Origin of the sequence: Brenneria izbisi (assembly GCF_025840185.1) — a bacterium.
Classification (GTDB): domain Bacteria; phylum Pseudomonadota; class Gammaproteobacteria; order Enterobacterales; family Enterobacteriaceae; genus Brenneria; species Brenneria izbisi.
Genome location: NZ_JAMPJU010000002.1, coordinates 156,632 through 169,981, shown reverse-complemented (window position 1 = coordinate 169,981; position 13,350 = coordinate 156,632). Strand labels below are relative to the sequence as shown.

Sequence of the window (13,350 nt, the reverse complement as noted above, 5' to 3'; positions counted from 1 at the left end):
GAGAGATTATGCCAGGCGCCGCACGTCTAGGGGACAGTTGCGCGGGACACGGTTGTTTCCCGGCAACCCCGATTATTGAAGGCAGCAGTGATGTCACTATCAATGGCAAACCCGCCGCCCGTAAGGGCGATGCGGTATTGCTTCATGCCTGCCCTTGCCCGAATATGCCGCATGGGGTACATAATCGAGCGATTTCCGCTGGTTCCAGCACGGTGAGCATTAATGGAAAACCGGCGGCACGCATCGGTGATGCCATTGGTTGCGGTGGTTCAGTAGCCGCAGGCAGCGGGGATGTCTTGATTGGCGATATACCTTATCAGTCCCCGGTGCAAGCCTGTGCCAAACAGTCCGCCAGAAGTCGCGCTCCGCTGCTGGCATTAACGCCGATGCTGTTGCCGACGCTGATGGAATGGGCGGAAACTGCCGAGTTGCCCGTTCTGGATGAATTACTCTCTATCGCCCAGCGTAAGGATCGCTATCTGGCGCGCGCCAAACTCGCGACTGAAGCGGCCACGCTGCCGGGGCTGGCGGAAGCGGCAAAACGGCTGGCGTTTAATAACGACAGCATTTTGCGCGCGGAAGCGGCGCAGTATGTTTATCCGGTGGATGAGTTTCGGCGGGGCGTGCTGTCGTCGTTGCCAAAGGCGCCGGTGGGGTTGGAATTGATGGATACCAGTACAATTCCGGGGCTTGGAAATGCCAAGTTAATGGATAAAGACACTGGGTTTGGTGCTGCGCTATTTAAGTCCGCTATCAATAGTGAAACCATGTTGACTTATCGGGGTACAAATAATGCGGTCACGGGTGCAAAGGATTGGATGACTAATCTTTCACAAGGTGTGGGCAGAGAAACGGCACAATATAAGCAGTCTATGGATTTAGCGAAAATGGTAAAAAGGTCTATTTCTCCTGATCCTGTTATTGTTGGGCATTCGTTAGGTGGTGGTCTGGCATCGGCGGGCGTCGGAATGAGTGGTTTAACCGGTTATACCTTTAATGCGGCTGGTCTGCATGCGAATACTACGAGTCGGGCTGGGGGCGCTGATCTTGCTAAAATTAACTCGTTGATTACCACTCAGGCTGTGGATGGTGAAATTTTAACGATGGTGCAAGGTGTTGGTAAGGCGGTGGTGCCGGGGTTATTGTCAGGCGCCGGGGCGCTAATCGGTGGTTCAACCGGGGCGGCAATTGGTGGCGTGGTAGGCGTGGCGACGCTACTGGGCGGTGCTCTGCCAAAAGCAGCTGGAATCATGCAGTCGTTGCCAGCTTCCGGCGGGTCACCGCTGGCTCGTCATGGGATGGACCAGGTGATTGCCGGTATTGAAAGCCAGAAAAAGGACGATATTGGTAAAATTACTAGTGTACTCAAGGGGGCATAATGCAATGGTTGACGCATTTAAAATGGATAGGAATAGTTATGTTGGGATGTTTAACCGCCTGTCAAGCCGGAGGACGCAGTATGCAGGCCAGTGAATTTTTTACACCACCAATGGTGGAATTATTAAGAACTATTCAAAAAGGGGATGAAACAGCGGCTCAACGTCAGATAGCGCAGACAAGGCTGGATCTGAATGTGCAGGGAAAAGAGGGGATTACGCCCTTATTGTGGCTGGTTATGGAGAAAGATCAGGCTGGTGCAAAACTGGCATTAAAGCTGGGGGCTAATCCCAATTTTAGAACTGGTCATGGTAATACCGCAGTGAATATGGTTTCAGGCGCTAAGTCACCAGAATGGTTAAAGATGATGCTGGATGCGGGGGGAGACCCCAATGCATTAGATCATAATAAGACACCAGCCCTTTTTAATGCGATTAACGAAGAACGCTGGGCGGATATTAAATTATTGATAGAACGTGGGGCCGATGTAAATTTAAAAGATGCCCCAGGACGAAACAGCGCACTCTATGCAGCTTATCTGAATGAATATGAGGTCACTTACTGGTTGATTGAACAAGGCGCGGATATAAATATTTATGATGATACTGGTAGTAACCTTGCTTTTTCTATTGAAGATAGCTTATCAATTATGTCTCCCCAATCTCCTCAATATTCTTGGGCGCTAAAAGTAAAACAGCGATTACAGCAGCGTGGTGTTAAGTTTCCGCCGTTATCACCCGAAGAGGTAAGAGAGCGCCGGGCAAAGGGTGAGCCGCTTTGAGGCGTTGGTTCAAACTGCTATTAGCTTGTTTGCCGTTGTTAACCGCCTGTCAGGCGGGAGGACGCAGTATGCAGGCCAGTGAATTATTTGAGCCGCCGATGGCGGCATTGTTGCAAAGTATCCGTAATGGTGATGAAGCCGCTGCCCGGCAGCAACTGTCGCAGGGGTTGGATCTGAATATACAGGGAAAAGAAGGCGTAACCCCACTCTTGTGGTTGATTTATGAAACGCAGGACAAAGAAGCGGTAAAACTGGCGTTAAAGCTGGGAGCCAATCCAAACTATAAAGATGGTTTTGGTGATAGTGCGGTTAATTCTGTATCTGGTGCTAAAGATCCTGACTGGTTGCGTATGATCCTGGATTCAGGAGGCGATCCTAATGCTATAGGTCATCTTGAGCAGCCAGCGCTATTTAGCGCGATTAACGAAGAACGTTGGGCGGATATTAAGTTATTGGTAGAACGCGGAGCCGATGTAAATTTAACGGATGGGCAGAAAACTACCAGTGCTCATTATGCAGCTTATCTTAATCAATATGAAATTGCCTACTGGTTGATAGAGCATGGTGCTAATGTAAATACGTATTCAGCAACAGGTGCAAGTCTGTCCTGGACGGTAGAAGAAAGCCTATCCATTATGTCAACTGATTCTCCGCACTATAAATGGGCGCTAAAAGTCAAACAGGTGTTACTGCAACAAGGTGTTAAGTTTCCTCCGCGTTCACCCGAAGAGGTAAGAGAGCGCCGGGCAAAAGGTGAGCCGCTTTAATGCGTTGACGCAAGTTGCTATAAGTCACCAACGGACTACTGGCACAATTTCAATAAAGTCATCAGGCATCTGCCTGAATATGATATTTTTATGTCAGGGAAGGTTTTCTAGTAAAAATTATAAGTAGGTATTCGATAATCGGTGGAGATTTATTTTACTACATTACCGTGAATTTTTTAATAAATAAAAATTAACTGAGATAATTTAATAATGAGTTTATTTATCAGGTTATTTTGATTGTATTTATGTGCATATTCTAACGTGCTTGTTTATTTCATCCTGAATAATACACAGATAAATATCGATGACGACAAACGGTTATAACTTGTTTGAAATCAGCCAGCAGCATGCTTTTCCTTTGTACGCCATTATTGATCCGCTGAATTACCCGGCGTTACCTGAATTCTGGTGCGCTTTTCAACCTGTCGCGGCTGAGTTATGGCAGCCGCTGCGTTTTGATAAGCAGGCTGCGGACTGGCAAGTCTGGGCGCCGATGGTGGTAAAGGTCACGGAGGGCGGGCCGGGGGAAACATTGCTGCACTGGCTGATTGATACCCAACCCGCAAAACATCATGGCGTGATACTGATGAACGCTGAATTATCGCTCAAGGCAATGGCCGCTTATTGGCAGAAACGTATCACATGTCTCTGGCCTGACGGCACCCGTGCGTTGCTGCGTAGCTATGCGCCGGAGGTCTTGTCGTCCTGGTGGCAGACGCTTGACGATAACGCCAAAACAAACTTTCTTGGACCGTTGACCAGCCTGTACTTGCCGATAGCTGATAGCGAACACGGTCAGTACCGGTTACTGATTGAGCGCGAAAAGGGTGGTGAGGTTAACCCGGATTATCAGATTCAACTGACGCGTGACCAGTTTTATCTGCTCGCCGATGAAAATCGATTACATCGGCTGGCGAACGAATTATTTTTGTTTGTCAGTACATTATATTTTTTGCCGCTGGATATTGAGGTGGTGAAAAGCCGCTTTATCAGCGGTATAAAACTGGCAAAAGCCCGCTACCCCAGAGCAACAGAAACGGAATGCGAAGCATGGTCGGCACACCGCTGGGTACTAGGCAGCGAATTTTTTCAACATCCGGCGTTTATTCATCTTAGCGAACATTACACGCTTGGCGATAGCATTCGGATCTTTAAAGCCGAATCAGAACGCGTAGAGAGCGTGCGTCTTCATTATCATCGCCCTGGTTGGATGCGGGGAGAATTACCTGACATTACGGAGGTCATGCAGTGAGTGTGTCTCAACCTTTTCTGGCGCGGAAATCGGAAGACGAAGCCGCCTGGCGGACGCGCATCGCGCAGGGCGGCTGTTTTATTGTCGCGGATGCCGCGTTGAATGACGCCGTGCCGTGGCTGGCGGAGCGCTGGGGCGGCAGCCTGGAGCAGACTCGATTGTATTGGGGTGACGCCGGACGAATACATGCATCGGCATCGCCTTACTGTATCCCGGTTCATGCCGCTAACTGGCCGCAGGTGCGGGAATACATCGTGACACAGGATGGCTGGGGTATGGGGATGCAACTGGCGTGGTTTATGCAGGCCTATTCCCCCCTTGATCAACTAATTGAAGTCATGAAGCATCTGAGAAATTGGAGCCTGGTGACTTTGCCGTCAGGCGAAAATGCCATCTTACGCATCAGTGACTGGCAGGTGGTCAGCCAGTTACTGTCAGCCAGCAATGCGCAAGAAGCCTGTGCGCTCTATGGTCCTATCGACAGTTTCTGCGATCTCTCACCTGACGGTACGGTACAGACCTTAAATCTTATTGCCCGCGAGCCACATGCCATATCAGATACATTGCCGCGCCAACTGAGCGATGCGCAATGGCAAGCCATCATGTCGCCATCAGAACAACAGGTGTTCGAGCGTTATATGACGCATCTGAAGTCATACCATCCACGCTGGCGCGATACCGATGATGCGTCTTTGCTTGCGTTTATCCGTCAGCAGTCCGAGCAGGCCCGTCTCAATGGTTTTAACAATGACCGCGACATTGTGCGCTGGCTGGCGCTGGCGACCGAACTTGAACCGGATTTTATTCTTCAGCCCTGGGCGCAGCAGATTCTGGCGCAAGCAGAAAATATCGGTACGCAAAACCGTATGGATCGCCTGTATAGCGCGGCCCTTGAACATCAGGACAATGAACAAGCATAACAAGGAGTCACGATGAGCCAGGAAAAAAAAGTCACGCTGCTCTCCAGTGAAGCCGCGGCCAACCAGAACTTCAGCACTGATAATAAAATCTCTGGCGGTTGCGTAACATGTGGTTGCGAGGCCTTAATTTACTACCATTACGATTCGGGAAAACCCGTGCCGAATGCGCCATTTGTCCTGATTGACAGTAATAAAACCGAGATCCGCGGGCAAACCGATGCCAATGGCCTCTGTTTTATTTATGACATGGGGTGCAGCACGTATGAACTGATGCTGGATGAAGGCTCGGATGAGTTCAAACCTGAGCAAACCGTGCAAAATAACCCCGTCTTGCAGTCCAATCCGGCTTATGCGGCGCTGGCCGGCGAGTATTTCACGCTGTATATCCTCTTACGTAAGCAAGGTCTGCTCTCCTATGACGCGGACGACAGCAGCAATAGCCATGTGGATGTGGAAGGGGCGGGACTGTTTACGCTCATCCCCGACGAATACCGGAAAGCCTATAACCGTTTCTGGGAACTGGATGAACAGGTCAACCGCGGCAGCCGTCAGCTAAAGGAGGCGATTAACAAAACTCACCACAGTCTGGCGGCGGAAGTGGCGGATAAAGGAGATGATGACAACGCGGCGTTGATTATGCTTTGTCAAATTATCCTCGGCTGTATTCCGGTGGTGGGGCAGGCGCTGGATGTCTATTCCATTGGCGACTGGTGCTGGAGAACCTATAAAAAGCCCGCGCTGATGGATGACTCTTTGCATCTGGTCGATGGCGCGCTCTGTGTGATCGGCGTCGTACCGGGGATGGGCGACGCGATAAAGGTGTCAGGGCGGGCGATCCTTAAAGCAGTGGATAAGGGTTCACCAGAAGCGGTGCAGTTTGCCATCAAAACCATCCGCAGCTTGTCAGACGGCAATCTGGTTAAAGGCGTAACCCAACTGCGCGGCTTACTGAAGGAATATGCGGAGAAAGGCAAGGCGATGCTGGCGACGATCCATACGGCGTTGATCAACGCGCTGAAAGCGTCAGACAAGGATGGCTGGATCGCCGGTTTGATGAAAGCGCGCTTCAGCAAAATGATCGATTATGTGAAGGCGTTGATAGATCAGTACGACCAGGCCATTACGATCCTTAAGAGCAAATTCGACAGTTTTATTCCGCTAATCGTGACGCGTGCTTCCGGGAGTCCGCTTTCCAAAGGGGCGTTTGCGAAATCGACCGCCGCGGCCAAACGCCCGGCGAAAACAGAGACGGGCGCCGCCACGTCATCATCATCCGCTACCGCTGAGCATCGGTCTGGCGGCAAGTCGGCAGAAACCGCCTCCGTGCCGGAAAAGGCGAGCAGCGTCAATGCGGGGCGTAACCGGGATGATCGCAAGGCTGACGCGGAACAGCAGAATAGTGCCGACACGCAGGATAAGAAAACCTGCGCCACCAACGGCACATGCCAGCGTGAGGGCGAGCCCGTGGATATGGCGACGGGCTATGTGGTGGACTGGCGCACCGATTTCCAACTGGCGGGTGTGCTGGCGCTGTTGATGAAACGCTATTACCGTTCAGGCGGCGAACGACAGCCTGGGTTGCTGGGTACGCTGTGGCGTTGCAACTGGGATATGAGTCTGACGTTGAACAAAGGCGTGATCACGCTGACCGACGGCGAGTTCGATCAGGCGGTATTCGCTCTGCCCGCCGAAGGCGAATCGAGCCGTGCGCCGTCCAACCCGGCGTGGCGACTGACCCGTCGGCAGGGGCAGTTGGTGTTGCAGCATGTTGATGGCTTGCGCTACCGGTTTGAGCATGCGCTCGGTCTGCAACTGTGTCTGACGGCGATCGAGGACCGGTCAGGAAACCGTATATCGCTGCTATGGGATCGGGCGACCCTGTGCTGGGTTGCCTTACCTGATGGTCGTCTGGTGCATGTGGAAACCGCGCATCGCCGGATTGTCAAACTGACATTATGCGACGCGCATCGTCAGCCGCTGAAAACGTTGGTCAGTTATACCTATGATGCGCACGGACATTTGTTAAGCGTTCGCGCGGGCGAAGGGCGTAATTTTGACTACCGTTACTCGCCGGAAGGCTGGCTGTTGCGTTGGTCCGATTTGGGTTCTACCTGGGTTGAGCATGATTACGATGAAAAAGGCCGGGCGGTACGTGACAGAACCGCTGGGGGATACTGGCCGGGCCATTTCGAATACGACGATAACAATCTGACCAGCCATTATCACAGCGGTTTTGGCGGGGTGATCAGCTATGTGCGTGATGAGCGCAATAATATCTTGCTGCGCCGCGAGCCAGACGGCGGTGAAACCCGGTTTGAGTGGGTAAACAACCAACTGGCGGCAGAAATAGATCCGCTGGGCAATCGCACGGAATACCAGCGTAATGCGTGGGGGCAGGCGACGACGGTGACGTTGCCGGATGGCGCGATACACCGCTATGACTATGACGACGATGGTCAGTTAACCGCTTATACCGACCCGATGGGCAGCGTATGGCGTTACCAGCGTAATGCCGCCGGCCAACTGGTGGAAGTGAATGACCCGGAAGGCCGCGAGTGGTTGCATCATTATCATGATAATGGCGAGTTGGCGACGCTTATCGGGCCGGATGGGGTGCTGCAACGTTATCACTATAATCCGCGCGGCTTACTGAGCGGGCTTGAGCGCGACAACGCGCCCGCAGTTACGTTTATCTATGACGACTATGACCGTCTGACGGAGCGGCACATCGCCCATGAGCAGGGTATGCAGGTGCGTCGCTGGGAATACGAGGGGGGACGCGAGTCGCCGTCAAAAGTGATTTATGAAGACGGCAGCGAAACCCGGTTTGGTTACGACGTGGAAGGTAATCTGACCACGGTAACCGACGCGCTGGGCCAGCGTTATCAGTTCCGTTACGGAGCGTTCGATAACCTGCTGACGGCCACGGACCCGCTGGGTGCGACGGTGCGCTACCACTATAATGCGGAAGCTGAGTTTGCCGGCGTGACCAACAGCCAGGGACGGGAGTGGCAGTATCGCTTTGACCACTGCGGGCGTCTGAGTGAAGAGCGGCATTACGACGGTCGGTTGTATCGCTACGTGTATGATGCGGCGGGTCGGATGACGCAGCGTGTCGCCCCGGACGGCAGCACGATACGGTACGCGCATGATGCGGCAGGGCGAGTGACGACGCTCACGACATTGAAAGCGGACGGGACAACCGAGGGCGTCACGACGCTGGCGTATGATATGGCCGGTCGGCTGGTCAGGGCGGTCAGCCCGGATGCGGTGGTGGCGTATGTCTATAACCGGGCCGGTCAGGTGGTGAGCGAAACCGTGAATGGGGAGGCGGTGACCAGCGATTACGACGCGGGCGGGCAGCGGTCGGTGGTGGAGGGCGTGCTGGCTCCGCTGCGGCTGTCGTGGTCGTCGGGACAATTGTCGGCGCTGGGCATCGGCGCGCATCAGGCGCTGAGGTTCAGCCACACGGCATCGGGTCAGGAGCAGCGCAGAAGCAACGAGGCCGGATTTTCCCTGCGCCAGGCGTGGAGCCCGAACGGGTTGCTGCGGCATCAGGCGCTGGAGGGCGTGAACGACGTGCTGGAGCGTCGCTACCAGTATGATGTGCTGGACCGGCTGACGGGCATCAGCGACAGTCACTGGGGCGAGCAGGCATTCAGGCTGAACGGGGCAGGTCAGGTGACGGCGGAGCGCCGTGATGAGGGGCGGCGGCGTCAGGCGCGGCTGTTTGGTTACGACAGCGAGCAGAACCTGTGTGAAATCGCTGGGATAGCGCCGGGGAAAGGCGAGACGCTGTCGGTTGCGGAGGCGGCGGTGCAGTGGTCGGCGCGGTATGATGCGGCGGGCCGGGTGGTCGAGCGTGGCGATACGCAATACCGGTATGACGACTGCGGGCGTCTGGTGGATAAACGGACATTGCGTGCGGGTTTCCGGGTGAAGGAAACGCGATACGAGTGGGACGTGCAGGACCGGCTGGTGCGGGTCTTGTTGCCGGACGGGGCACGCTGGCGCTATCGTTACGATGCGTTTGGTCGCAGAGTCAGTAAGGTGCGGGAGGGCCAGGTGCCGTCGGCGCAGGCGGTAGCGCGGGTGAGTTACCGCTGGGACGGCGACCAGTTGGTGGGGCAGCGGCAGTACCGGGCAGACGGTTCAGCGGCGCGGGAAGTGCAGTGGGTGTATGAGCCGGGAAGTTTTCGTCCGCTGGCGCAGGTGGAGTCAAAGGAGGGGACGACGCGGCTGCACTATATCGTGACGGACCTGACGGGGACGGCGCGGGAGTTATGCAGTGAATCCGGCCAGGTACACTGGCGGGGCGAGCAGGGTCTGTGGGGCGCGCATCGTGAGGAAAAAATCCCCCTTCCGCTGAGGCGCTACCTGGGTGATGCGGCGAACGAGGAGGTGTACTGCGACCTGCGTTATCAGGGGCAGATATACGATACGGAAACAGGGCTTTACTATAACCGGCATCGTTATTATGATGCGGAGGGTATTCAGCAGTATATATCGCCGGATCCGATAGGGCTGGCGGGGGGGATAAGGCCGCAGGGTTATGTGCATAATCCATTGGAGTGGGTTGATCCGCTGGGGTTAGCTGGGTGTCCGCCTGATCCGAAGAAAATGTCGAGAGCTGAGCGACAGGCAAGGATTAATGAGCTTGCTGAGGCCAATGCCCATCGTCGATTGAAAGAGATGCAAGACGCAACACCTGGCGCGCATTTTTTAGATAAACATGGTGCGCAAACAAGCATAAGTGATCAGGTTGCTAGAGCTTCTACTGGTAGAAACCCTGCTACGGGGGCTATTGAGAAAATACCAACTGCGGCAACTCGTTTTTCTAGTCATAGAGATCAATTAAATGCAATTCAAAGAGCCCAAACAATTTATCGGCAAGCAGGAAAAACTGCTGCGGAACAACCAATTGATTATGGAAGATGGATTGGTGATGGTGTAAGACGTGGAGATTTAAAATACTCCGTTTCTCATGGTGCTAAAGTATGGTTTAATCGATCTGGAGAGGTTATTACTGCCTTTCCTGTTTGGGGTTCTTAAGTATGAAAAGAAATGTTTTTATATTGGAAAGTTTACTTAAGGTTTTTGATGCGAATTATGTTGTTGATTCTGATGTCTCTTTGTTGTCGGGTCTAGATGTCAATAGTAAACATGATTTAAGAAAAGCTTGTGATCTCTTACTTAAAGATGAGTATCTTTCTTTTTCTGATAAAGAAAGAAGCGACTTTATAGCGACGATGGATTATTTTTTAGAAGATAAATTTTTTGAATTTGAAGACCTACTGGGTAATCTATCTTTGGTCTTTGATGATGATGTTTTAAATAATAGGGAATTTATATCCAATATAAGAGATATTATTAGCTCCTATTAAGAATAAAAGCCGGAAGCGATCTAACGATCCTTCCGGCTTTTTATTTTTAACTGTTGGTCAACCGCTAAAAATTAATCTGCGTCTCAATAATAATCCTGCCCCGCTCCACTGTAACGGTGACGGGCATCCCGGTGATAAAGCCACACTCTTCCAGCCAGCGGCCTTTGAGGTTGATGGCAGAGGGCGGGTTGGATTTACCATTATGCGGGGCGTGTCACCTGTTCCGCTACTCAATGGCGTTGACAGACGGCAGCGAAACCCGGTTTGGTTACGACGTGGAAGGTAATCTGACGACGGTAACCGACGCGCTGGGCCAGCGTTATCAGTTCCGTTACGGAGCGTTCGATAACCTGCTGACGGCCACGGACCCGCTGGGTGCGACGGTGCGCTACCACTATAATGCGGAAGCCGAGTTTGCCGGTGTGACAAACAGTCAGGGGCGGGAGTGGCAGTATCGCTTTGACCACTGCGGGCGTCTGAGTGAAGAGCGGCATTACGACGGTCGGTTGTATCGCTACGTGTATGATGCGGCGGGTCGGATGACGCAGCGTGTCGCTCCGGACGGCAGCACGATACGGTACGCGCATGATGCGGCAGGGCGAGTGACGACGCTCACGACATTGAAAGCGGACGGGACAACCGAGGGCGTCACGACGCTGGCGTATGATATGGCCGGTCGGCTGGTCAGGGCGGCCAGCCCGGATGCGGTGGTGGAGTACGCCTATAACCGGGCTGGTCAGGTGACGGCGGAGCGGGTCAACGGTGAAGCCGTCCACAGCGGCTACGACGCGGGCGGGCAGCGGTCGGTGGTGGAGGGCGTGCTGGCTCCGCTGCGGCTGTCGTGGTCGTCGGGACGGTTGTCGGCGCTGGGCATCGGCGCGCATCAGCCGCTGAAGTTCAGCCACACGGCATCGGGTCAGGAGCAGCGCAGAAGCAACGAGGCTGGATTTTCCCTGCGTCAGGCGTGGAGTCCGAACGGGTTGCTGCGGCATCAGGCGCTGGAGGGCGTGAACGACGTGCTGGAGCGCCGCTATCAGTATGATGTGCTGGACCGGCTGACGGGCATCAGCGACAGTCACTGGGGCGAGCAGGCATTCAGGCTGAACGGCACGGGTCAGGTGACGGCGGAGCGACGGGCGCAAGGGAAGCGGCGTCAGGCGCGGCTGTTTGGTTACGACAGCGAGTAGAACCTGTGTGAAATCGCCGGGATAGCGCCGGGGAAAGGCGAGACGCTGTCGGTTGCGGAGGCGGCGGTGCAGTGGTCGGCGCGGTATGATGCGGCGGGCCGGGTGGTCGAGCGCGGCGATACGCAATACCGGTATGACGAGTGTGGGCGTCTGGTGGAGAAACGGACATTGCGGGCGGGTTTCCGGGTGAAGGAAACGCGATACGAGTGGGACGTGCAGGACCGGCTGGTGCGGGTCTTGTTGCCGGGCGGCGAGCGCTGGCGCTATCGTTACGATGCGTTTGGTCGCAGAGTCAGTAAGGTGCGGGAGGGCCAGGTGCCGTCGGCGCAGGCGGTAGCACGGGTGAGTTACCGCTGGGACGGTGACCAGCTGATAGGTCAGCAGCAGTACCGGGCAGACGGTTCAGCGGCACGGGAAGTGCAGTGGGTGTACGAGCCGGGAAGTTTTCGTCCGCTGGCGCAGGTGGAGTCAAAGGAGGGGACGACGCGGCTGCACTATATCGTGACGGACCTGACGGGGACGGCGCGGGAGTTATGCAGTGAATCCGGCCAGGTTCACTGGCGGGGCGAGCAGGGGTTATGGGGCGCGCATCGCGAGGACAAAATCCCCCTTCCGCTGAGGCGTTATCTGGGCGATGCGGCGAACGAGGAGGTGTACTGCGACCTGCGCTATCAGGGGCAGATATACGATACGGAAACAGGGCTTTACTATAACCGGCATCGTTATTATGATGCGGAGGGTATTCAGCAGTATATATCGCCGGACCCGATAGGGTTACACGGCGGGATAAGGCCTCAATCATATGTCACAAATCCTTTAGAGTTCTGTGATCCACTGGGGTTGGCAAGATCCGTTTGTCAAGCTAGGTATGAAAGGTATAAAGACTATCGCTCACAAGGGTATTCGGCTGAAGAGGCTGCAAAATTATCCAAAGGAGCTAATCCTGCGACGATCACTCCAGGCTCTCTACCTGCTGCGGAAGAAGCCGCTGTAAATAGAACGCTAGGACATATTGATAATGGAGATAAACCTGCTGGAGCTCTTGGAAGAAAATGGGGAACTACGTTTAAAAATCATCAAGGTGAACTACCCGGTGGAAGTGGTGCAAATTCTCCGTATAGAGAGTATCGAGTAGATCCTGGTCCCGGTGTAAGCGGAGCAGGTGCACGGCGAGTTGTTGTTAATAGCAATACGGGTGAAACATATTATACATGGACGCATTACGGTGATTCAGGAAACCCATCCTTTGTAAGGATTAGATGATATGTCTTTGAATTTTTTCCAAACAAATGAACTGGATGCACTAGTTGATGAGTATGAAGGAAATGGGTATGTGATAATTAATGCCTATTTCAGTCAAGCGAAAAATATATATGATGTCTTTGATGAAATAAAAAAATCTCTACCTCTAGATCCACCATTGTATAGTAGATGCAATTTTGATGCTTTTTCTGATTCTATTTTTGGTGGTCTGGACTTACTTGAAAGTGATAAGGCATGTGTATTTTTAGTGGATCTTAATAAAGCTCTCAGAAATGACAGTAAGAGCTATCATATTTTACTGGATGTACTTTCTGATAACTTTTCTTATTTTGAGAGTGAAGGAAAGTCGGTTGTTTTTTTTATTAGCTAACTAAAAAAGCCGGAAGTGATCTAATGATCCTTCCGGCTATTTTATTATT

9 protein-coding genes and 1 pseudogene are annotated in these 13,350 nt (G+C 53.4%); 9 read left to right on the top strand and 1 reads right to left on the bottom strand.

The genetic code is table 11. The features are described from left to right. Window positions 1-8 precede the first annotated feature (8 nt). The 7 genes from NC856_RS03490 (at window position 9) to NC856_RS03460 (ending at window position 10,481) form a co-directional block, all read left to right on the top strand. Window positions 9-1,379, top strand: coding sequence for a PAAR domain-containing protein (locus NC856_RS03490; RefSeq protein WP_264089048.1), 1,371 nt, complete (start codon window positions 9-11; stop codon window positions 1,377-1,379). Continuing rightward, window positions 1,379-2,158, top strand: a complete 780-nt coding sequence (locus tag NC856_RS03485; RefSeq protein WP_264089047.1) for an ankyrin repeat domain-containing protein — start codon at window positions 1,379-1,381, stop codon at window positions 2,156-2,158. Before NC856_RS03490 ends, NC856_RS03485 begins: the two co-directional genes overlap by 1 nt. Before the next feature lie 68 nt (window positions 2,159-2,226). Beyond that, window positions 2,227-2,925, top strand: a complete 699-nt coding sequence (locus tag NC856_RS03480) for an ankyrin repeat domain-containing protein (protein ID WP_264089046.1) — start codon at window positions 2,227-2,229, stop codon at window positions 2,923-2,925. Between the two features lie 304 nt (window positions 2,926-3,229). Next, window positions 3,230-4,177, top strand: coding sequence for a DUF4123 domain-containing protein (locus NC856_RS03475; protein WP_264089045.1), 948 nt, complete (start codon window positions 3,230-3,232; stop codon window positions 4,175-4,177). Beyond that, window positions 4,174-5,097: a DUF4123 domain-containing protein gene (locus tag NC856_RS03470; protein WP_264089044.1), complete on the top strand. Its 924-nt coding sequence runs from the start codon at window positions 4,174-4,176 to the stop codon at window positions 5,095-5,097. The genes NC856_RS03475 and NC856_RS03470 overlap by 4 nt, the downstream gene beginning before the upstream one ends. Before the next feature lie 12 nt (window positions 5,098-5,109). Next, window positions 5,110-10,149: an RHS repeat-associated core domain-containing protein gene (locus NC856_RS03465; RefSeq protein WP_264089043.1), complete on the top strand. Its 5,040-nt coding sequence runs from the start codon at window positions 5,110-5,112 to the stop codon at window positions 10,147-10,149. Between the two features lie 2 nt (window positions 10,150-10,151). Then, on the top strand, window positions 10,152-10,481 hold the full coding sequence (locus NC856_RS03460) for a hypothetical protein (protein ID WP_264089042.1): 330 nt from the start codon (window positions 10,152-10,154) through the stop codon (window positions 10,479-10,481). 64 nt (window positions 10,482-10,545) lie between these two features. On the opposite strand, the gene NC856_RS03455 is transcribed toward NC856_RS03460, so the two are convergent. Then, complete coding sequence (locus NC856_RS03455) at window positions 10,546-10,635, bottom strand: type I toxin-antitoxin system SymE family toxin (protein ID WP_264089359.1); 90 nt, start codon at window positions 10,633-10,635, stop codon at window positions 10,546-10,548. Between the two features lie 514 nt (window positions 10,636-11,149). Here NC856_RS03455 and NC856_RS03450 point away from each other — a divergent pair. Together NC856_RS03450 and NC856_RS03445 are read left to right on the top strand one after the other, a co-directional pair. Further along, window positions 11,150-12,931, top strand: a pseudogene (locus NC856_RS03450) (RHS repeat-associated core domain-containing protein). A gap of 1 nt (window position 12,932) precedes the next feature. Continuing rightward, window positions 12,933-13,301, top strand: a complete 369-nt coding sequence (locus tag NC856_RS03445; RefSeq protein WP_264089041.1) for a barstar family protein — start codon at window positions 12,933-12,935, stop codon at window positions 13,299-13,301. Window positions 13,302-13,350 lie beyond the last annotated feature (49 nt).